This window comes from Pseudomonas sp. MWU12-2029 (assembly GCF_023242425.1).
GTDB lineage: Bacteria > Pseudomonadota > Gammaproteobacteria > Pseudomonadales > Pseudomonadaceae > Aquipseudomonas > Aquipseudomonas kribbensis.
In genome coordinates, this window is record NZ_JALJDY010000005.1 from 456117 (window position 1) to 475779 (window position 19663).

The 19663-nt window shown below is 62.9% G+C and carries 18 protein-coding genes; 9 read left to right on the forward strand and 9 right to left on the reverse strand.

The genetic code is table 11. From position 1 onward, the window contains the following. Positions 1 to 72: 72 nt before the first annotated feature. Together M5B44_RS15375 and M5B44_RS15380 are read left to right on the forward strand one after the other, a co-directional pair. Positions 73 to 819, forward strand: coding sequence for an SDR family NAD(P)-dependent oxidoreductase (locus tag M5B44_RS15375; RefSeq protein WP_085709913.1), 747 nt, complete (start codon positions 73 to 75; stop codon positions 817 to 819). Positions 820 to 888: 69 nt separating this feature from the next. Further along, a complete protein-coding gene (locus M5B44_RS15380) occupies positions 889 to 2445 on the forward strand; it encodes a FadD3 family acyl-CoA ligase (RefSeq protein ID WP_248739742.1) in 1557 nt (518 codons plus the stop codon). Positions 2446 to 2484: 39 nt separating this feature from the next. On the opposite strand, the gene M5B44_RS15385 is transcribed toward M5B44_RS15380, so the two are convergent. Further along, on the reverse strand, positions 2485 to 3354 hold the full coding sequence (locus M5B44_RS15385) for an SDR family NAD(P)-dependent oxidoreductase (RefSeq protein ID WP_248739743.1): 870 nt from the start codon (positions 3352 to 3354) through the stop codon (positions 2485 to 2487). Beyond that, positions 3351 to 5096 carry an FAD-dependent oxidoreductase gene (locus M5B44_RS15390; RefSeq protein ID WP_248739744.1) on the reverse strand — a complete coding sequence of 582 codons (1746 nt, stop codon included), beginning with the start codon at positions 5094 to 5096 and terminating at the stop codon, positions 3351 to 3353. The genes M5B44_RS15385 and M5B44_RS15390 overlap by 4 nt, the downstream gene beginning before the upstream one ends. A gap of 274 nt (positions 5097 to 5370) precedes the next feature. Between M5B44_RS15390 and M5B44_RS15395 the strand changes: the two genes are divergently transcribed. From M5B44_RS15395 to surE, 3 genes are all read left to right on the forward strand, one after another. Then, the gene (locus tag M5B44_RS15395) at positions 5371 to 6948 is read left to right on the forward strand and encodes a DUF1302 domain-containing protein (RefSeq protein ID WP_085709916.1); all 1578 of its coding nucleotides are present in this window, start codon (positions 5371 to 5373) and stop codon (positions 6946 to 6948) included. A gap of 23 nt (positions 6949 to 6971) precedes the next feature. Continuing rightward, the gene (locus tag M5B44_RS15400; RefSeq protein ID WP_085709917.1) at positions 6972 to 8351 is read left to right on the forward strand and encodes a DUF1329 domain-containing protein; all 1380 of its coding nucleotides are present in this window, start codon (positions 6972 to 6974) and stop codon (positions 8349 to 8351) included. A 76-nt stretch (positions 8352 to 8427) separates the two neighbouring features. Then, positions 8428 to 9378 carry a 5'/3'-nucleotidase SurE gene (surE, locus tag M5B44_RS15405; RefSeq protein WP_248739745.1) on the forward strand — a complete coding sequence of 317 codons (951 nt, stop codon included), beginning with the start codon at positions 8428 to 8430 and terminating at the stop codon, positions 9376 to 9378. 46 nt (positions 9379 to 9424) lie between these two features. Here the strand turns inward: surE and M5B44_RS15410 are convergent, their stop codons facing one another. The 3 genes from M5B44_RS15410 to M5B44_RS15420 are packed head-to-tail and all read right to left on the reverse strand — an operon-like array spanning position 9425 to position 12286. Beyond that, entirely contained in the window at positions 9425 to 10537 is a 1113-nt protein-coding gene (locus M5B44_RS15410) for a 3,4-dihydroxy-2-butanone-4-phosphate synthase (RefSeq protein ID WP_248739746.1), read from the reverse strand. Continuing rightward, positions 10534 to 11460: an alpha/beta hydrolase gene (locus tag M5B44_RS15415; protein WP_248739747.1), complete on the reverse strand. Its 927-nt coding sequence runs from the start codon at positions 11458 to 11460 to the stop codon at positions 10534 to 10536. The genes M5B44_RS15410 and M5B44_RS15415 overlap by 4 nt, the downstream gene beginning before the upstream one ends. Beyond that, positions 11447 to 12286, reverse strand: a complete 840-nt coding sequence (locus M5B44_RS15420; protein ID WP_248739748.1) for an SDR family NAD(P)-dependent oxidoreductase — start codon at positions 12284 to 12286, stop codon at positions 11447 to 11449. The genes M5B44_RS15415 and M5B44_RS15420 overlap by 14 nt, the downstream gene beginning before the upstream one ends. Positions 12287 to 12430: 144 nt before the next feature. Between M5B44_RS15420 and M5B44_RS15425 the strand changes: the two genes are divergently transcribed. The 3 genes from M5B44_RS15425 (at position 12431) to M5B44_RS15435 (ending at position 15034) form a co-directional block, all read left to right on the forward strand. Next, positions 12431 to 13474, forward strand: coding sequence for a Rieske 2Fe-2S domain-containing protein (locus tag M5B44_RS15425; RefSeq protein ID WP_248739749.1), 1044 nt, complete (start codon positions 12431 to 12433; stop codon positions 13472 to 13474). Positions 13475 to 13606: 132 nt separating this feature from the next. Next, the gene (locus M5B44_RS15430) at positions 13607 to 14737 is read left to right on the forward strand and encodes a helix-turn-helix transcriptional regulator (protein WP_114883150.1); all 1131 of its coding nucleotides are present in this window, start codon (positions 13607 to 13609) and stop codon (positions 14735 to 14737) included. 129 nt (positions 14738 to 14866) lie between these two features. Beyond that, on the forward strand, positions 14867 to 15034 hold the full coding sequence (locus M5B44_RS15435; RefSeq protein WP_248739750.1) for a hypothetical protein: 168 nt from the start codon (positions 14867 to 14869) through the stop codon (positions 15032 to 15034). A 66-nt stretch (positions 15035 to 15100) separates the two neighbouring features. On the opposite strand, the gene dmpG is transcribed toward M5B44_RS15435, so the two are convergent. The 4 genes from dmpG to M5B44_RS15455 are packed head-to-tail and all read right to left on the reverse strand — an operon-like array spanning position 15101 to position 18706. Next, positions 15101 to 16135 carry a 4-hydroxy-2-oxovalerate aldolase gene (gene dmpG / locus M5B44_RS15440; protein WP_248739751.1) on the reverse strand — a complete coding sequence of 345 codons (1035 nt, stop codon included), beginning with the start codon at positions 16133 to 16135 and terminating at the stop codon, positions 15101 to 15103. Between the two features lie 13 nt (positions 16136 to 16148). Further along, a complete protein-coding gene (locus M5B44_RS15445) occupies positions 16149 to 17057 on the reverse strand; it encodes an acetaldehyde dehydrogenase (acetylating) (RefSeq protein WP_248739752.1) in 909 nt (302 codons plus the stop codon). Between the two features lie 18 nt (positions 17058 to 17075). Then, positions 17076 to 17867 (reverse strand): fumarylacetoacetate hydrolase family protein, encoded by a 792-nt coding sequence (locus M5B44_RS15450; RefSeq protein WP_248739753.1) that lies wholly within the window; start codon positions 17865 to 17867, stop codon positions 17076 to 17078. Continuing rightward, positions 17864 to 18706: an alpha/beta fold hydrolase gene (locus M5B44_RS15455; RefSeq protein ID WP_248739754.1), complete on the reverse strand. Its 843-nt coding sequence runs from the start codon at positions 18704 to 18706 to the stop codon at positions 17864 to 17866. Before M5B44_RS15455 ends, M5B44_RS15450 begins: the two co-directional genes overlap by 4 nt. 162 nt (positions 18707 to 18868) lie before the next feature. Between M5B44_RS15455 and M5B44_RS15460 the strand changes: the two genes are divergently transcribed. Further along, on the forward strand, positions 18869 to 19642 hold the full coding sequence (locus M5B44_RS15460; RefSeq protein ID WP_248739755.1) for an SDR family oxidoreductase: 774 nt from the start codon (positions 18869 to 18871) through the stop codon (positions 19640 to 19642). Positions 19643 to 19663: the final 21 nt, after the last annotated feature.

The following is a 19663-nucleotide window of genomic DNA, read 5'->3' on the forward strand; positions in this document are numbered from 1 at the left end:
GATCTCCCGGATGCGATCTGCAGTTAGACTCGGCCAGCCCATTGGCCCAAAAACAATAAAAGAGGTGCAGTTATGGCTCGTTTGCAAAACAAGGTCGCGGTGGTTACCGGCGGCGCATCGGGGATCGGCCTGGCGTGCGTGCGGCGCTTTGCCGCCGAAGGCGCGCAGGTTGTCGGCCTGGACATCGGCAACGCACCGGCGGATTTTCCCGGCCTGTTCATGACACTGGATGTGCGCGATGAAGCGCAAGTGCAACAGGTCATGCAGGAAGTCGTGAACCATTTCGGGCACATCGACGTGTTGGTCAACGCGGCCGGCGTCGCCGACCAGGGCAGCGTCACCCAGACCAGCACCGCCAACTGGCAGCGGGTGCTGGACATCAACCTGACGGGCACCATGCTCACCAGCAAGTATGCGCTGGCATCGATGGAACCCCGGCGCAGCGGCTCGATCATCAACATCGGCTCGATCTTCGGCCTGCAGGGTTGCGACGGCAACGTTGCGTACAACGTGTCCAAGGGCGGCATCAACCAGCTGACGCGTTCGATGGCGATCGACTTCGGTTACGCCAATATTCGCGTCAACGGCCTGTGCCCCGGCCTGATCGAAACCCCGATGACCAGCATGGTCCGCGAGCACGAAGCCTTCCACGCGTTCTTCGCCTCGCAACACATGCTCAACCGCTCCGGGCAGCCGGAAGAAGTGGCCAACGTCGCGCTGTTCCTGGCCTCGGACGAAGCGTCCTTTGTCAGCGGCCAGATGATCGCCGTGGACGGCGGTTTCTCCGCAGGTCGCCGCTTCGCCCCGCCCGCCGCCTGATTTGCCTTGCCGGGCGCCTGCCCGGCACACCCCTTTCTTCCGCACCTGTCCTCTGGCCGAGGAGGCCCCATGCTGCCTGTCGAAAACGCACTGACCATCGTCCAACTGTTCGCCAACGCTGCCCGCAACTATGGCGACCGCCCGGCCATCGAGGATGACGGGCGCTCGATCAGCTACCGGCAACTCGATCAACTGCGCAGCCAGGCAGCCCGGGCGTTACTGGCGTTGAACGTTCAACCCGGCGACCGTGTGGCGATCTGGGCACCGAATATCTGGGAATGGATTGTCGCCGCCGCTGCGCTGCAAAGCGTCGGCGCCGCGCTGGTGCCGCTCAATACGCGCATGAAGGGCAGCGAGGCCGGTTTTATCCTGCGTCAGAGCGGCGCCTGCGTGCTGTTTGCCATTGGCGAATTCCTCGGCGCCGACTATCCGCGCATGCTTGCCGCCGAAGAGCTGCCGGCGCTGCGCCATATCATCAGCTTGCGCAGCGATGGCTGGGACGCGTTCCTGGCGCTGGCTGGCGACGTCTCGCCCGAAACCTTGCAAACACGCGAGCACGCGCTCGGCCCGCAAGACCTGTCCGACCTGCTGTTCACTTCAGGCACCACCGGCAAGCCCAAAGGCGTGATGAGCAATCACGGGCAGACCATGCGAGTGGTGCGGGACTGGAGTGAAGTGGTCGGTCTGCGTGAAGGCGATCGTTACCTGATCGTCAATCCGTTCTTCCATTCCTTCGGGTACAAGGCCGGCTGGCTGGCGGCGCTGATGCGCGGCTGCACCATCGTGCCGCAGCAGGTCTTCGATGTGCAGGCCGTGCTCGAATGCGTGCAGCGCGAGCGAATCACCGTGCTGCCCGGCCCGCCGACCCTCTATCAATCCTTGCTCGCCCACCCGCAGCGCAATGCATTCGACCTGACGTCCTTGCGCATTGCGGTCACCGGCGCTGCAACGATTCCGGTGGAAATGATCCGCCGCATGCGCGATGAGCTGGGTTTCGCCACCATAGTCACTGCATATGGCCTCACCGAAACCTGCGGTTTTGCCACGATCTGCCGGCCAGGGGACTCGCTGGAATTGCTGGCGTCCACCAGCGGCCGGGCCATGCCGGGGGTGGAGGTGCGTTGCATCGGCGCCAACGGTCGCAGCCAGCCGGTGAACGTTCCCGGCGAAATCCAGGTGCGCGGCTACAACCTGATGCAGGGTTATTTCAATGATCCGCAGGCCAGTCAGGAAGTCCTCGATGCTGACGGCTGGCTGCACACCGGCGACATCGGCGTGCTCGACGAACAGGGTTATCTGCGCATCACCGACCGCCTCAAGGACATGTTCATCACCGGCGGTTTCAACGTTTACCCGGCGGAAATCGAACACTGTCTGCTGGGTTATCCCGGCGTGGCGCAGGTGGCGGTGATCGGCATTCCGGATGAGCGCCTGGGCGAAGTGGCCATGGCCTTCCTGCTGCCGGCGCCGGGTGTCGAGATCGAGCAGGCCCGGTTCCTCGCCTGGTGCCGTGAGCAGATGGCCAACTACAAAGTGCCGCGCCGGGTGCAGGTGCTGGAAAGCATGCCGCTGAACGCGGCGGGCAAAGTGACCAAGAATGTGTTGCGGGAGTGGGCGTTGAGCTGACTGCTGTCCCCCAGTGGACACCCACTGGGGGAGTGACCTTCAGATTACCCGGGCGGGATGCTGCTGACGCGGATCGCCCAGCAGGGCGCGATGGGATGGCGGCTGGCGGCCGCCGTCTTCGCTGATGCCGTAACCGGCAGCGATTTCGGCGGTGATCAGCGTCTGCCCCGAGAGCGCCATCAACTGCGGATCATTGAGCAAGGCGTGAATCACCCGGCCGTTGAATTGCGGGGTTTCGGCGTGCGCCAGAAAAGCCTTGTACTGCTCGCCATGCTGTTCACCGGCAATCCGCGTGCGCTCGGTCAGTTGCGGCCCCAGCCACAGCGATAACGCCGCCACGCCACGGCCCTCGAAATCGATGGCCATGTCCGCCGCCAGTTTGTCGCAACCGGCCTTCTGCGCACCGTACGCCGGGCCGTGCATGTAGCAGCCGCCGCCAAAGGACGAAGTGAAGCAGATCAGCCCTTGTGCGCTGTTCAACAACAGTGGCGCGGCGTGGTAACTGGCGATGTACGCCGAGCGCAGGCCGACGTCGAGGATGCGCACCAGGTCCAGCGGTTTCTCCCAGAACGGCCCTGGTTCGATCAACTGGTCGTGGATGAACGCGGCATTGTTCACCAGCAGGTCCAGCCGCCCGCACTCACGTTCGACCTGGGCGAACAGCGCGGCCACTTGCCTGTCGTCGGCATGATCACAGACCACTGCGACGCCCTCTCCGCCCGCCGCTGTAATCGCGGCGGCCGTGTCGTTCAGCGAACTGGGCAATGCCTGTCCATACAGATGCGCACCTGCAGCTTCCGGCGCACGCCCGGTGACGTAAACCCGCATGCCCGCCGCACCCAGCGCCAGGGCGATACCCTGACCGACGCCGCGACTGGCGCCGGTCACCACTGCCACTTGTCGATTCATTTGACGCTCCCGAACTGACTGATCACTGCCCCGCTCTTCTGGCTCTGGCGCTTGATGTGATTGGCCGCCAGGTAACCGAAGGTCATCGCCGGGCCGATGGTGGAACCGGCCCCCGGATAGGTACGGCCCATCATCGACGCGGCGCTGTTGCCGATGGCGTACAGGCCTTTGATCGGCTGGCCGTCCTCGTGCAAGACCCGGGCGTGAACGTCAGTGAGCAAACCGCCCTTGGTGCCGATGTCGCCGGCATCGATGCGCACGGCGTAGAACGGCCCTTTGAACAACGGCGCCAGGCACGGATTGGGCGTTACATGGGGATCGCCGTAATAGCGGTCGAACAGCGACTCACCCTTGTGGAAGTCTTCGTCATAGCCGCGCACCGCCATGCCGTTGAAACGCTGCACCGTGCGCAGCAGCCCGGCCGCATCGATACCGATTTTGTTCGCCAGGGTCTGCAGATCCGGCGCCTTGAAAAAGTAATCACGCAGATGTTCGGGCAGTTGCCAGTCGCGCTGGGCATACCCCGGCAACAGCGCGCCGCAGGGGTATTTGCGGCGGAACTCGGCGTCGAACACCATCCAGCACGGCACGCTCTCGGCGCCTTCGCGGTTGCTGGCGTACATCGCCTCGACGATATCGGTGTAGGGCGCGGCCTCGTTGACGAAGCGCTCGCCCGCCGAGTTGACCAATACGCAACCGGGCAACGTCCGCTCGACGAACATCGCCCGTTGTTTTTCCTCGCCGCGAACGTGGGTGGTCGGCGCCCACCAACTGTGTTCCATCAGCGCCGTGCGCGCGCCAATGGCTTGGCCTGCGCGAATGCCGTCGCCGATATTGTGCGGCGGCGTGGCGCTCCAGTCGGTCTTTGACGGCTGCGGGAGATACTGGGTGCGCATCGCCTGATTCCGCTCAAATCCGCCAGCGGCAATGATCACGCCGTAGCGCGCCTTGACGTTGAGGCGCTGCCCTTCGCGGCTGACCCGCGCACCGCCGACCCGGTCGCCGACAATCAGCAGTTCTTCCAGCCCGCAGTTGAGCCACAGCGATTTACCGCGATCCTGCAACGAACAGCGCAAGGCGCCGATCAGGGCATTGCCCAGGGTCAGGTAGCGATCACGCTTTGACAGCCGCCGGCCTTCGCGGTCGCGCCAGTAACGCCACATCACCTTCAGCGTCAGGCGCAACCAGCCGGGGCCACGGCACAGCAGGACCTGCGCCTCTTTCATGGTCATCGCCATGCGCCCCATCATCAATGTGCCGGGGGATGGCGCACGCATGCGCAGGAATTCTTCACCCAGCTCGGCGGCGTCGAACGGTTGCGGGTCCATGGAGCGATAACCGGGTTTGCCGCCTTCGACTTCCGGGTAGTAATCGGCGTAGCTCGCCTGGGCCTCGAAGCGCACGCGGGTCTTCTGTTCGAGGTATTCGACCATTGCCTTGCCGTGCTCGACATAGGCTTCGATGCGCCCGTCGTCGATCTCGCCGTGGGTCACCGCGCGGATATAGGCAATCGCTTCGGCGGCGCTGTCGCTGCCGCCCAGGGCCGCGATCCGGTGGTTGCCGGGGATCCAGATCCCGCCGCCGGACACCGCCGAGGTGCCGCCGTACTCGTTGCTCTTTTCGATCAGCAACACGTTCAGTCCCAGGTCGTGAGCGCGCAGCGCCGCGGTCATCCCGCCCGCTCCGGAACCCACCACCAGCACATCGCAGCACTCATCCCATTTGATCTCGGCAGCTTTCATGCGATCACCCTTGCTCAGCGCCTTCAAGGCAAAAACCGCCGGCCGGATCTTCGTCCGGCGCGGTCGGTCTCGGGATTGTTGGGGGCGTGTGCCGGGTGGTCATCGTCCGATGGGACTAAGGAATGTTCGTCCTGCCCCTGTGCAAATCGCCCCGTGCAAATCGCTTAGTCCGCTTGGACGATGTTGCGTCAGATCGGTGACCGCATAGTCGCCCACGGCACCACTCCCCCCTGAAATGCAGGTCGGGCAGGCCTGACCTGGGCATGAGGACGACATGATAAAAACAATAATCGCCCCACAATCGCTACACCCTCGCGTACAACTGGCCGTGTTGCTGCTGGCCGGTGGACTGGGCAGCCAGGCCAGCGCGATGACCTTCCAGCCGAGCGAAGATCTGAGCGTCGACTGGGACACCACACTGACCTACAGCCTCGCCTGGCGGACCGAGGGTCGTGATCACAAACTGACGGCCAACGCCGATGCCAACGACGGCGACAATGCGTTTGCCAAAGGCAGCCTGATCAACAACCGCGCCGGTTTCCTCACCGAAGCCAACATCAAATGGCAGGACGATTACGGCGTGTTCGTGCGGGCCACGGGCTTCTACGACAACGTCTACGACCAGGACAACGACAACAACACCGGCACCTCGAACTGCTTTGCCGGCGGCCATTGCAGCCGGCCGGACCGTTTCTCCCAGGACACCATCGACCAGCACCGCAACGAACTGCGCATGCTCGATTACTACGCCTACGGCACCTGGGATCTGGGCGGACACAACCTCAATGCGCGGTTGGGTAATCAGGTGGTGAGCTGGGGTGAAAGCCTGTTCTACCCCGGCATCTCGGCGGCGCAGAGCCCGGTGGACGCGACCAAGTCGACCACACCCGGGGTCGAGGTCAAGGAAATCCTCCTGCCGGTCGGGCAACTGTTCACCCAGTTCAGCCTCACCGACAGCCTCGATATCCAGGCCTACTACCAATACAAATGGGAAAAGACCCAGTTGTTCGGGGTCGGCAGCTACTTCTCCACCACCGACTACATCGACGAGGGCGGCTACAACGACGCCAGCGGTTTTGTCACACGTCTGGCCAACGACAAGCCGAGCAATCAGGGCCAGTACGGCGTGGCTTTCACCTACGCCGCCGAGTCGCTTAACAACACCGAGTTCGGCATTTACTACTCGCGCTATCACGACAAGACGCCGTCGCTGGACTTCCAGTCCGAGCTAGGTCGCTATCGCGCGGTGTACTTCGACAACATCGACCTGTTCGGCGCCAGTTTCTCCACGGTGATCGGCGATGTCAGCTGGGCCGGTGAAGTCAGCTACCGCGACGGCGCGCCGGTGATGGTCAACAACGGCTTCTCCAGCGCGGTACGCGGCAAGACCATGCAAGCGCAGTCGTCGATGATCTACGTGCTCGGCCCGACCTCCTTCGCCGACAACACCACGCTGACCGGCGAGGTCGTCTACAACACCGTCATCAGCAACGACAAGTCGCAGCCCGTGACCCTGGCGCCGGGCTTCACGTTGCCTGGCACCGACAGCCTGGTCTACGACCGGGAAGCCTGGGGTTACACCGCGCAGGTCAGCTTCGATTACAACGATGTGTTCAGCGGCTGGGACATGTCCGTGCCGATCACCTACAGCACTGCGGCCCACGGCGACAGCTCGATTGTCGGCTCGATCAACCAGGGCGAAGGCGACGACCGCGCCAGCATCGGCAGCTCGTGGCGCTACCTCGGCAACTTCACCGTCGAAGCCCGTTACAACGCCTACCTGGGCAACGCCAACAACAGCCCGTTGGCCGACCGCGACAACGTCGCCCTCAACTTCAAATACCGGTTCTGATTCCCCTGTCGGAGGAGCACAGCATGTCTCGATTCACCCAAACGTTATTGAGTACGGCGCTGACCGTCGGCCTGCTCGGCAGCGGCCTGGCCTACGCCAAGGTCAGCCCCGAAGAGGCCGCCCGACTGGGCCAGGACCTGACCCCGATGGGCGCCGAAAAGGCCGGCAACGCCGACGGCAGCATCCCGGCCTGGAGCGGCAAATGGCGTGGTCTGCCGCCGGGTCTGAAATTTGCCGGCCCCGGCACGCCGTACCCGGACCCGTACGCGGCGGAAAAACCGCTGTTCATCATCGATTCGAAGAACATGGACAAGTACGCCGAGAACCTGTCCGACGGCGAGAAAGCCTTGCTCAAGCGCTACCCGGACACTTTCAAGATCCCGGTGTACCCGAGCCATCGCGACTTCCGCGCCGATCAGCGTCTGGAAGACCTGATCAAGAAAAACGCGGTGACCGCCGAACTCGACAACGACAACAACGACACCAAGAACGCCTGGGGCGCCTCGCCGTTTCCGATTCCGAAAAACGGCAGCGAGTTGATGTTCAACCACACCCTGCAAGGCCGCGCCAACACCGAAGAGGCCAACTATGGCCAGGCGGTGGTCTACGCCAACAAGGAAAAAGTCCTCGAAGAGGTCAACTACAAGATCTTCTCGATCTGGTCCAGCCCGGACAAGAATCTGGACAGCGCCAACGGCATCCTGACCAACTTCCTGATCACCACCCTGGAGCCGGTGCGCAAGAAAGGCGAAATCGTGGTCGGTCACGAGTTCATCAACCCGACGGCTTCGCCGCGTCAGGCCTGGCAGTACAGCCCCGGCCAACGTCGGGTACGCCGTGCGCCTACCGTCGGGTATGACTCGCCGACCGGTGCCGGCGGCTTCCGGGTGTACGACGAAGACCGTTTGTTCAACGGTGCGCCGGACCGCTACAACTGGACCATCGTCGGCAAAAAGGAACTCTACATTCCGTACCACAACTACAAGATCGACGACCCGAGCGTGACGGCCGATCAGATCCTGTCGACCACCGGCCACGTCGATCCACAATACATGCGCTACGAAAAACACCGGGTCTGGGTGTTGCAGGCAACGCTCAAGGAAGGCGCTCGTCACGTCTACGCCAAACGCGTGCTGTACCTCGACGAGGACACCTGGTCCGCAACCATGGCCGACAACTACGACGCCCGTGGCCAGTTGTGGCGCACCAACATGCAGACCTCGGTCTACGCCTACGACATTCAGCGCTACCACGCGCGTCTGGGCATCTACCATGACCTGATTGCCGGCTCCTATCTGGTTGACCGCCTGCTGGTCGATCAAAAGCCAGCGAAGCTCAATGCCACCGCCTTCTCCGAAGACGAATTCACCCCCGGCAACCTGCGCAAACTCGGCACCCGCTGAACCCATGACGCCCTGACCGATTCATTCGGTCGGGGCGTTGTTTTTTTCTCAATTTGCACCTTGATGGAAACTGCCCATGAACAGATTACTCACTGCGGCCCTTGCCGTGGCCGGCCTCGGTTTGTCGATGCAGGCCAATGCCCTGAACATTTTGCTGACCAACGACGACGGCTGCCGCGCCCCCGGCATCGACGCGATGTACCGCGCACTGACTGCCGCCGGGCACACCGTCACCCTGGTCGGCCCGTTGAACGACAGCAGCGGCATCAGCGCTGCCAGCGTCGTGGTGCCCGGTCAGGCGTTGGCGGTGACTGAGCTTGCGCCCGGCAGATTCTGCGTCGGCCCGCCCGAGAGCTACACGCCGCCGGCCGGCAAGACTTCGGCCATCGGCACACCGGTGGATGCGGTCAACGTCGGGCTGGACGTGTTGCTCAAGGACACCCCGCCGGATCTGGTGGTGTCCGGCATCAACTTCGGTGAGAACGTCGGCCCGCTGACGCAGATGTCCGGCACCCTCAACGCCGCTGTCCGGGCCATGTTCAAAGGCGTTCCGGCGGTGGCGGTGTCGACGGCCATCGACATGGACCTGATCATGCGCGACCAGCAGGCCGGCTACCGCAAGACCCTGGGCGCCATGGACGACACCGCGAAATTTGCGGTGAAGGTCATTGAGCAAGCGCATCAGAACTGCGCTAAACACAGCTGCAAACTGAATGTGCTCGGACTGCCGGGCGTCAACGGGCTGAACCTCAACTACCCCGCGTTGCCTGCCAATCAAGTCAAAGGCGTGAGTTTTGCGCCGATCGGCAATTGGGACCGGGTGAATTTCACCTCACAGCGCGGCGCCGACGGTACGGTTCACGTCAACCTGGTCGCACCGCCAAAACCTACGGTCACCCAGCAGCAGGCCGATGCGTATCAGCTGTGGCAAGGGCATGCAGTGATTACGGTGATCGCCGGCAATATGAGCGCGCCGCAGGCGGTTCAGGAGCAGGCGAAGAAAATGCTCAAAAGCATCCAGCCTTGAAACGACACAACCCCTGCAGGTGATCACCCGCAGGGGTTGAACGGTTTCAGACGGTGGGCTGAAACGGGACGAACTCGGTGACTTCGAGATCAAACCCCGACACCGCTTTGTAAGGCACCGGCGAACTCATCAAACGCATCTTGCGCACGTTCTGATCCCGCAGGATCTGCGCGCCGATGCCCAATGTACGGTGCGGAAAATACGGCGGGCGGGATTTTCCGCCGCTGCGCTGACGCAATTGCTCGAGCACGCCGTCAGCGGTTTCTTTCTGCGCCAGTAACACCAGCACGCCGTTGCCGGCCGCCGCGATACTTGCCAGCGAACGCTCAAGGGTCCATTGCTGCGGTCCGTTTTCGCTTTCGCAGCCCAGGGCATCGCGCAGGGTTTCGATGCTTTGCACCCGCACCAGTATCGGTTGAGCGCTGTCGATCCGGCCCTTGACCAGCGCCAGATGCAGCGCGCCCTGATAAGTGTCCTGATAGGCCGTCACCTGGAATTCGCCATGGCGGGTCAGCAAGGGATAGGCCTCGCCGCGTTCGATCGTGCCTTCGTGAAGGATGCGGTAGTGAATCAGCTCGGCAATGCTGCCGATGCGCAGGCCATGGCGGCGGGCGAATTCGTGCAACTGCTCGCCTCGGGCCAGTTCACCGTCCTCGTCGAGAATCCCCACCAGCGTCGCCGCCGGTTGCAGGCCTGCGAGACGGGTAAGGTCACACGCGGCCTCGACATGCCCGGCCCGCTGCATGACGCCACCGGGCAAGGCCTGCACCGGAAAGATATGCCCCGGTTGCACCAGATCCGCCGGGCCGCTTGTCGGGTCCACCGCTACCTGGATCGAGCGCGCCCGGTCGGCAGCGCTGATCCCCGTGGACACGCCAGTGGCGGCCTCGATCGAGCGGGTAAAGCCCACGCCGTGCTGCGCCCGCGAATGGGGCACCATCAGGTCCAGCCCCAGCTCGCGGCAGCGCTGCTCGGTCAGTGCCAGGCAGATCAAACCGCGCGCCTGCACCGCCATGAACGTCACTGCTTCGGCCCCGGCCCGTTCGGCGGCCATCAGCAGTGAACCTTCGGCATTGTTCTCGTCATCGGTGATGACCACCATCTGCCCCGCCGCGATGGCTTCGAGCAGTTGCGGCACGCTGTCGAACGCCAGACTCATTGCAGCGCCTCACGCAGATCGGCGGCGGCTTCAGACAAAACCTGGGCCGCACCTTCGACAAACGGCGCCATGCTGATGAAACCGTGAATCATCCCTTCGCAGCGCTGCACCCGCACCGGTACTTCGGCTGCACGCAGGCGCTCGGCAAATGCCTCGCCTTCGTCACGCAGCGGATCGAATTCGGCGGTGATCAACGTCGTCGGCGGCAAATGCGCCACGCTCCCGGCGCGCAATGGCGAAGCCAGTGGATCATCACCCTGCCCGTCTTCCTGCAAATACTGCTGCCAGAACCAGTTCATCATGGCGCCGGTGAGGAAGAAGCCATCGGCAAATTCCCGGTAGGAATGGCTGTCGCAACCGGCGTCGGTCACCGGATAGAACAGGCATTGATAGCGGATCTTCGGCCCCTGCCGCTGCACCGCCAACTGACTGACCGCCAATGCCAGATTGCCCCCGGCGCTATCGCCGGCCACTGCGAGCCGGCTGCCATCGACGCCCAGTTGCGCCGCGTGCTCCACCAGCCAGCAGGTTGCCCGGTAACAATCCAGCGGCGCCGCCGGGAACGGGTGCTCCGGCGCCAGGCGATAGGCCACCGACACCACTATGGCGTCGGTCAGGTGAGCCAGCGAGCGGCACAGGTTGTCGTGGGTGTCGAGGTTGCCGACGACGAAACCGCCGCCATGGAAATACACCAGCAACGGCAGATTGCCCTCTTCCGACGGCCGATACAGACGCGCATCCAGTTCGCCAATCGCACCCTCGACTCGCAAATTGCGCACCTCGGCCATCGGCACGCCGGGAATCGCCGGCTGCATGTTGTCGCAGAACTGCCGGTAGTGCGCCGCATCGAGCTGGCTGTAATCGGGTGCCGGCAGGTCGCTGAATTGCTGGAGTATCAGCGCGATCTGTTTATCGAGCGGCATGGGCATCTTCCTCTACATCGGACATGTTGAATTGTGGGTTGGACTCTTCGAGGATGCTCTGCACCCGTTGCTGCAGCGTCACTTTGAAGCCTTTGTGGGGAAAGACCCAGAAGCGCTTTTCGGCGATGGCGGCGAACACCTGCTCTGCGAGTTCGGCAGGCGTCATGCCTTGGCGAATGCTGTTGTCGAGCAATTGACTGAATGACGAACCGGCACCGTCGACCACCTGATTGGAAGCCATGATTTCACTGGCCACCGGCCCCGGGCACACCACCGAAACCGACACGGGTGCACCTAGCATGCTCAGTTCGTAATGCAGGGTTTCCGACAGTGCGACCACCGCCTGCTTGGTCACGTTGTAAGGCGCCATCAACGGGCTGCTGAGCAGACCGGCCAGGGACGCGGTGTTGATCACATGGGCCGCACGGCCCTGACGCAGGAACAACGGCACAAAACAGCGAATGCCATTGATGACCCCGCAGAGGTTGACGTCGAGCATCCGTTGCCACTGCTGCGCGGTGATTTCCCAGCTGTAGCCGGTCTGCATCACGCCGGCATTGTTGAACAGCAGATCGACCCCGCCAAATTGGTCGAGGGCAACATCGCGCAAGTGCTCCACCTGTTGCAGATCGCCGACGTTGGTGACGCAGGCGACCACCTGCGTCCCGCCGCTTCGCAGTTCTTCGCATAGCTTTTCCAGCCGCAACCCATCGAGGTCGGCCAATACCAAACGCATCCCCAGCCTGGCCGCATGTTCGGCCAGCCCTCGTCCTATGCCACTGGCGGCACCGGTAATGACCGCGACCGGCCCTGATTGCTGATTCATTGCCTGCTCCCGACATTAAGTCCAATGGTGTCAGTAGAGCGGGCGCCGCTCGGCCGGCCATCGTCCATTCAGACGATGCCCGCTTCTACAGGGGCGGCAGAATCTCCAGCAAGCTCAAACCCGTGAACCTGGGAGAATAACAAGATGAGTACCCTGCACCGTATCGAAGCCAAACTGCTGGAAGACCGCTACGCACGCGGCTGGCACTGCCTGGGCCTGGCCGCCCGCTACCGCGATGGCAAGGCCCACCGACTGGACGTATTCGGCACCCGTCTGGTGGCGTTTCAGGGCGAGGACGGCGAGTTGCATATCCTCGACGGTTATTGCCCGCACATGGGCGCCGACCTCAGTACCGGTTGTGTCGAAGGCAATTCGATTCGCTGCCCTTTCCACGCCTGGCGCTGGGGCGCCGATGGCGTGTGCGATGACATTCCTTACGCCAAGCGCATTCCGCCTCGGGCCAGGCTCAAAAGCTGGCCGCTGATGGAAGAAAACCATCTGCTGTTTGTGTGGAATGACCCTGAAGGCAACCCGCCGCTGCCCGAGCAACGCATCCCGCGCATTGACGCCTGCTTCAGCAACGAATGGGCCGAATGGGAAGTCGCCGAATTGCAGATCGACACCAACTGCCGTGAACTGATCGACAACGTCGCCGACATGGCGCACTTCGGCACGGTGCATGGCGCCCCGGTCGAGGCCTTCAGCAACGTGTTCGAAGGCCACCTCGCCACGCAGATCATGAGCGCCCGCAGCGAGCGGCTGTCCGGCGACAGCGCGCTGAGCACCGTGGCCACCTATTACGGGCCGGCCTACCAGATCACCGAAATGACCGGTGCCATGAACGGCCAGCCGATCCATTCGATCCTGCTCAACTGCCATGTGCCGATCGACCTCGACAGCTTCACCCTGCGCTACGGCGTGTTGGTGAAAAAGATCCCGGGCTTGAGCGAAGAACAGAATCAGGCGATGGCCAAGGCCTATGTGCAACAGGCCCAGGCAGCCTTTTACGAAGACGTGTCGATCTGGCACAGCAAGACCCGCGTCGACAACCCGCTGCTGTGCGATGGCGACGGCCCGGTCTATCAATTGCGCCGCTGGTACGAGCAGTTCTACACCGACGTCGCGCTGCTTTCGGCTGAGGTGAAGGAGCACAAAGAGTTCATCGTGCGGGCCCGCGAACACGCCTGATCAGCGGCTTTTCGCGATCCTGCGCCTGACCGGTCGCCGCCGGTCAGGCCTCGTGCCCGGGCGTTGCAAGTGGTCGATACAGGCGCTTATTCTCGGGCACCGCAAACCACTAATAATAAGAACGGGTTCCCCATGCAGCAGAGCCTCAGCCTCGACACGTTCAGCGATCTCATCGGCAACCTGTATCAGGGGCCGCTGGAAACCATTCCCTGGGCGACCTTTCTCAACCAGCTCAACGTTCATCTTGAAAGCAAATACGTGACCTTCATCCTGCGGCCGCCCAGCACCCACGTGGACGGACTGATGGTCAACACCACCGGCACCTCCACCGAGGCAGTCGCTTCGTACAACACGCACTTTTTTACTCTCGACCCCTTCGTCGGCCTGCCCAACCGTCAGGTGGTGACCCTCGCCGAATTCGTCTCCAGCGATGACTGGCAGAAATCCGAGTTCTACAAGAACTTCCTCGAAGCGGTGGACGTGTTCCATATCCTCGGCGCCGATATCAACACCTGCGACGGCGCCCAGTGCCGGATCCGCATCAGTCGCGGGCGGGATGACAAGCCGTTTGGCGATGAAGAGAAAACCCTGCTCGCGCACTTCATTCCGCACCTCGAGCGCTCGATCAAGGTTCACATGCAGCTCAACCGCATCGAGGTCGAACGCAACCTCTACGCCGGCGCGGTGAATCAGATGGCGGTCGGCACGATCATCCTCGACGAAGCCGGCAAAGTGCTGCAGACCAACCAGGTCGCAGACCGGCTGATCCAGGAAAAGGACGGCATCAAACTGGTCAACGACGGTTTGCAGGTCGGCACCGACCGCGACACCCAGGAATTTCGCCGTTTGGTAAAGCAGTCGCTGCTCTCGCAGAAAAGCAGCAACCCGTCGATGGTCGAGGCGCTGCGCGTGCAGCGACCGTCCGGGCGCGCGGACCTGGGCATCATCGTGCGTTCGGTGCCGCTGTCGGAGTGGAGCGAAGGCAAACAGTGCCCGACGGTGGTGATCTTCATCAGCGACCCGGAGCAACAGTCCACCGCGCCCCAGGAGATCGTCCGCGCCCTGTTCGACTTCACTCCCGCCGAAACTCAGCTCGCCATGTTGCTGGCCAACGGTCTGACCCTCGATGAAGCCTCGGAAGAACTGGGCATCAGCCGCAACACCGCGCGAGCCCATCTGCGTTCGACCTTCTCCAAGACCGGCGTGACCCGTCAGACCATGCTGGTACGCCTGATCCTGCGCAGCGTGGCGACACTGGGCTGACAAGCCTCCCGCGCCATCGCCCGCCCGGGCGATGGCTTCTGTTCACAACTAGTCCATTCAGACGAAGCCGAATATCCCCCGCCGCCTTACCTTGCCTCTACAACAATAAAAATCCGTATGAGGCCCGCCATGCGAAATTCCACCTGCGCCCTGCTGCTGATCGTCTGCGTCGGCAGTTCCGTCAGCCTGTGTCAGTTGTTCAGAAACGAAGCCTATCGACCGAGCGGCGCGCTTCTGGGTTGTTCGAGCACGGCGGTGAACTGCTACCCGCCGCTGGTACGCAATCTGCTCCCGTAAACCAGCTCCCAATAAAAAAGCACCGGCCTGCAAGCAGCACCGGTGCTTTTTGTTGTCTGCCGAGGATCAGCTCGGCAGGAAGCCCCGCGCCCGGGACAAGGTCAGCGCCAGGTCTTCGATCATGTCTTCCTGACCGCCAACGGTGCCGCGCCGCCCCAGCTCCACCAGCAGTTCGCGGGCGGCCACCAGGTACTTCTTCTCGGCGCGTTTGGCAAACAGCAGGAACGAGCTGTAGACCCCGGCATAGCCCAGCGTCAGGGCATCGCGGTCGAGGCGGATCGGCTGATCCATCATCGGCACAATCAGGTCTTCGGCCACGTCCATGATCCCGTACAGGTTGACGCCGCTTTCCACGCCCATTCGCTCCAGCACGGCAACGAAAACTTCCAGTGGTGTGTTGCCCGCACCGGCGCCCAGCCCCGCCGCCGAGCCGTCGATACGCGCGGCGCCCGCCTCGATCGCGGCCAGGGAGTTGGCAATCGACATGCCCAGGTTGTGGTGGCCGTGAAAGCCCACTTCGGTGCCGGCGTTCAGACCGGCGCGCAGTACGCCGATTTTCTCGCTGACCTCGTCCGGGAGCATGTAGCCCGCCGAGTCGGTGCAGTAAATGCAGTTGGCGCCGTAACTCTCCATCAGCCGCGCCTGTTCCAGCAGTTTTTCTGCGCTGACCATGTGGGCCATCATCAGGAAACCGACCGTGTCGAGGCCCATTTTTGCCGACATGCCGATGTGCTGGCCGGAGACGTCGGCCTCGGTGCAATGGGTGGCGACGCGGATGGTCGACACGCCGTGCTCATGGGCCATGCGCAGGTGATCGAGGGTGCCGATGCCGGGCAGCAGCAGCGCCGAGACTTTCGCCTGACGCAGCCGTGGAATCACCGCCGAAAAATATTCCTCGTCGCTGTGGGCCGGCATGCCGTAGTTCAGCGATGCGCCGCCGAGGCCGTCGCCATGGGTGATTTCGATCAGCGGCACGCCGGCGGCATCGAGGCCGGTGGCCACGGCGATCATCTGGTCCAGGCTGATCTGATGCTGTTTTGCGTGCATGCCGTCGCGCAGGCTCATGTCGTGCAGACGAACGCGTTTACCTTGCAGATTCATGGTCATTCTCCACTTAACGGGCGGGCAATTGCAGGGCGCCCTTGTGGGCTTCTTCGGCGAACATTTCGGCGGTGCGCAGTCCGGCGGCGGTCATGATGTCGAGGTTGCCGGCGGACTTGGGCAGGAAATCCCCGAGGCCTTCCACCTCAATGAAAATCGAGACCTTGCGGCCATCGAACACCGGGCCGTTGATCAGCTTGTAACCCGGCACATAGCGCTGCACTTCCTCGACCATCTGCAGCACCGAGGCGCGAATCCGCTGCTGATCCGGCTCGTCGTCCGTCAGGCAATGGATGGTGTCGCGCATCATCAGCGGCGGTTCGGCCGGGTTGATGACGATGATCGCCTTGCCGCGACGGGCGCCGCCGATCTTCTCCACCGCACCGGCCGTGGTGCGGGTGAACTCGTCGATGTTCTGCCGGGTGCCCGGGCCGACCGAGCCGGACGAAACCGTAGCGACAATTTCGCCGTAACTCACCGATTGCACCCGCGACACCGCCGCAACCATCGGGATCGTCGCCTGGCCGCCGCAGGTGACCATGTTGACGTTCATCGCCAGCGACGCCGCGTGTTCTTTGAGGTTGATCGGCGGCACGCAGAATGGGCCGATGGCCGCCGGCGTGAGGTCGATCATGATCACCCCCAGTTCGTTGAGCTTGCGGCTGTTCTGCTCGTGGACGTAGGCCGAGGTCGCGTCGAAGGCGATGCGAATGTCATCGTCGAGCACATGGGGCAGCAATCCGTCGACACCTTCGGCGGTGGTTTTCACCCCCAGTTCGCGGGCACGCTTGAGTCCCTCGGACTCGGGGTCGACGCCGACCATCCACACCGGCTCGATCCATTCGGACCGACACATTTTCATCAGCAAGTCAGTGCCAATGTTTCCCGGGCCGATAATGGCCGCTCTGAGTTTCTTGTTCATCCGGTTAAACCCCACGGGTCAGGCGCAGAAAGACACCCGGGCAGCGCCCAGGCCATCGATGGTCAGAGAAAAGCGGTCGCCCGCACGGGCAGGCTCAAGCGGAACCAGAGAGCCGGAGAGAATCATTTCTCCGGCCCTGAACGGAATGCCGAAGGCACCCAGGGTGTTGGCCAGCCAGGCGACCGCCGTCAACGGGTTGCCCTGCACCGCCGAGCCCAGTCCTTCGCTCAGCGGTTCATCGTTCTTGAATACGCGCATGTGCAGGTTCGGCAGGTCCAGCGCTCGCGGATCGGCTTGCACATCGCCGAGCACAAACACACCGCAGGAGGCATTGTCGGCGACGGTGTCCTGGATGCGGATGCGCCAGTCGTGGATCCGCGAGTCGACGATTTCGAAGCATGGCGTCACGTATTCGGTCGCCGCCAGTACATCGGCTTCGGTCACGCCGGGGCCGATCAGGTCATGCTTGAGCCGGAACGCGATTTCGCCCTCGGCACGGGGCTGGATCAGACGGTTGGCCGACAGGGAAATGTTCGCGTCATTGCCGAACGACATCTGCCGGGTGATGAAACCAAAATCCGGCTGATGCACGTTGAGCATTCGCTGAACCGCCGCCGAGGTCACGCCGATCTTTTTGCCGACGATCCGGTCACCGGCCGCGACCCGACGTTCGATGCAAAAGAGCGAAACGTGATAGGCGTCTTCGATGCTGATCGACGGCCAGCGCTCGGTCAGCGGGGCCACGGTGTTGCCCGTAAGCAACGCCTGATACAACTCTTCGCCGAACTGGCGACGCAATTGCGCGCTCATCGCTGGCCTTCCTGAAAGAAGAACAGACACTCGCGATTGAACAGCTCGCGGTACTCGACCATCACCCAATGCCCGCATTCGCTGAGCAGCACAAACCGGATGTTCCGGCAGAGCTGCATCATCGTTTGCGCACCCGAGACCGGACAGAACTTGTCGTCCATGCCCCAGAACCCGAGGATCGGGCACTGCAACTCCTTCAGGCGCTCGGTCATGTTTGGCACTTGCATGGTCGACAGTACGCAGACCGGTTGCTCGCGCACCACGGCGACCCGTTCGTTGACGGTCTCGGCGCTGATCAACGATTCGTCGAACAATTGCAGGGTCAGCAAACGGCGCATGCCGTCGGCGTCGTGCAGTTCACCTCGGGCAAAGGCCGCGCCCATTTTCTGGATGCCTTCCATCTGCAGGTAATACTGTTCCTTGTCCATCAACCCGCCCGGCGCCATCAGCACCAGTCGGCTGACCCGCTGCGGCTGGTCCAGGGCCAGTTTGATGGCGATGGCGCCGCCCAGGGAGTTGCCCACCAGGATGCAGCGCTGAATATCCAGAGCATCGAGCAGCCCGCTCAGGGCGGTGACGAAAAAGTCCAGGGTGTAGAGGGTGTCCGGTTTGTCGGACGCGCCATAACCCGGCAGGTCCGGCACGACCACGCGATAACCGGCGGTGACGAACAGCGGGTAGTTCTGCTTGAAGTTGCTGTGGCCGCTGGCACCCGGCCCGCTGCCGTGGATGAACACCACCGTCTCGGCGGCGGCGGTGCCCTCCCCGCCGATATCCAGATAATGCAGCCGCAACCCCTGCGGCAGCGTAACGAAGTGCCCTTGCGCCATTGCGCTCATAAGGTGTGCTCCCGGCTATTGTTGTGGCCGGATTATTTCTGCTGGACAGCCCCCCAACATCGTCCGACAGGACTAGCCGTCCTAGTCTTTTCGGACGTTGGCCACCGGGCCCCGCGCCCCTAGCATCGAAGGCATTGATCTTTGACAGAACGAGGCTTTTGCATGCTGGATGCGCTGGATTTTCGCGGCAAAGTGGTGCTGGTCACCGGAGGCGGCAAAGGCGCCGGCCGGGGCATCAGTCAGCGGTTTCTCGACGGCGGTGCCGAGGTGGTGATCTGCGGTCGCGAGGCGCCGGAGTCATTGCCTTTTGGCGCTGGACGCGAGGCAGTGTTCCTGCCGTGCGATCTGCGCGATGTCGAGCAGTCCGGGCAGTTGATCGACACCATCGTCGAGCGTTTTGGCCAGCTCGACGTGCTGGTCAACAATGCCGGCGGCTCACCGAATGCCGACGCTGCCAGCGCCTCGCCGCGTTTCAGCGAAGCGATCATTCGCCTGAACCTGCTGGCGCCGCTGAATCTCTGTCAGCAGGCCAATCGGGTGATGCAGGCGCAAGTCGACGGCGGTGCGATCATCAATATCTGTAGCGTCAGTGCGGTTCGTCCTTCACCGGGCACGGCGGCTTATGGCGCGGCCAAGGCCGGATTGCTCAACCTGACCCGCTCGCTGGCCGTGGAATGGGCGCCGAAAGTGCGGGTCAACGCGGTCACCGCCGGGCTGATCCTTACTGAACAGGCCGCGCTGCATTACGGCGATCAGGCCGGTATTGCCCGCGTGGCGGCAACCATTCCGCTGCAACGCCTGGCGGCGCCGGAAGACATCGGTGACACCTGTCTGTACCTCGCCTCCCCTCTGGCACGTTATGTCAGCGGCGCGGACATCACCGTGCATGGTGGTGGCGAACGCCCGGCGTTTCTCGACGCTGCCCAATCTCATTGAGCTCAACAAAAAGGAAATCCA

What these genes read in the sequence shown, in the direction of transcription:
- dmpG (WP_248739751.1), bottom strand. Translation starts at nt 16,135, where the DNA reads ATGAATCTGCAAGGTAAACGCGTTCGTCTGCACGACATGAGCCTGCGC.
- M5B44_RS15380 (WP_248739742.1), top strand. Translation starts at nt 889, where the DNA reads ATGCTGCCTGTCGAAAACGCACTGACCATCGTCCAACTGTTCGCCAAC.
- surE (WP_248739745.1), top strand. Translation starts at nt 8,428, where the DNA reads ATGAACAGATTACTCACTGCGGCCCTTGCCGTGGCCGGCCTCGGTTTG.
- M5B44_RS15385 (WP_248739743.1), bottom strand. Translation starts at nt 3,354, where the DNA reads ATGAATCGACAAGTGGCAGTGGTGACCGGCGCCAGTCGCGGCGTCGGT.
- M5B44_RS15435 (WP_248739750.1), top strand. Translation starts at nt 14,867, where the DNA reads ATGCGAAATTCCACCTGCGCCCTGCTGCTGATCGTCTGCGTCGGCAGT.
- M5B44_RS15430 (WP_114883150.1), top strand. Translation starts at nt 13,607, where the DNA reads ATGCAGCAGAGCCTCAGCCTCGACACGTTCAGCGATCTCATCGGCAAC.
- M5B44_RS15460 (WP_248739755.1), top strand. Translation starts at nt 18,869, where the DNA reads ATGCTGGATGCGCTGGATTTTCGCGGCAAAGTGGTGCTGGTCACCGGA.
- M5B44_RS15455 (WP_248739754.1), bottom strand. Translation starts at nt 18,706, where the DNA reads ATGAGCGCAATGGCGCAAGGGCACTTCGTTACGCTGCCGCAGGGGTTG.
- M5B44_RS15445 (WP_248739752.1), bottom strand. Translation starts at nt 17,057, where the DNA reads ATGAACAAGAAACTCAGAGCGGCCATTATCGGCCCGGGAAACATTGGC.
- M5B44_RS15400 (WP_085709917.1), top strand. Translation starts at nt 6,972, where the DNA reads ATGTCTCGATTCACCCAAACGTTATTGAGTACGGCGCTGACCGTCGGC.
- M5B44_RS15420 (WP_248739748.1), bottom strand. Translation starts at nt 12,286, where the DNA reads ATGAATCAGCAATCAGGGCCGGTCGCGGTCATTACCGGTGCCGCCAGT.
- M5B44_RS15410 (WP_248739746.1), bottom strand. Translation starts at nt 10,537, where the DNA reads ATGAGTCTGGCGTTCGACAGCGTGCCGCAACTGCTCGAAGCCATCGCG.
- M5B44_RS15375 (WP_085709913.1), top strand. Translation starts at nt 73, where the DNA reads ATGGCTCGTTTGCAAAACAAGGTCGCGGTGGTTACCGGCGGCGCATCG.
- M5B44_RS15450 (WP_248739753.1), bottom strand. Translation starts at nt 17,867, where the DNA reads ATGAGCGCGCAATTGCGTCGCCAGTTCGGCGAAGAGTTGTATCAGGCG.
- M5B44_RS15425 (WP_248739749.1), top strand. Translation starts at nt 12,431, where the DNA reads ATGAGTACCCTGCACCGTATCGAAGCCAAACTGCTGGAAGACCGCTAC.
- M5B44_RS15390 (WP_248739744.1), bottom strand. Translation starts at nt 5,096, where the DNA reads ATGAAAGCTGCCGAGATCAAATGGGATGAGTGCTGCGATGTGCTGGTG.
- M5B44_RS15395 (WP_085709916.1), top strand. Translation starts at nt 5,371, where the DNA reads ATGATAAAAACAATAATCGCCCCACAATCGCTACACCCTCGCGTACAA.
- M5B44_RS15415 (WP_248739747.1), bottom strand. Translation starts at nt 11,460, where the DNA reads ATGCCGCTCGATAAACAGATCGCGCTGATACTCCAGCAATTCAGCGAC.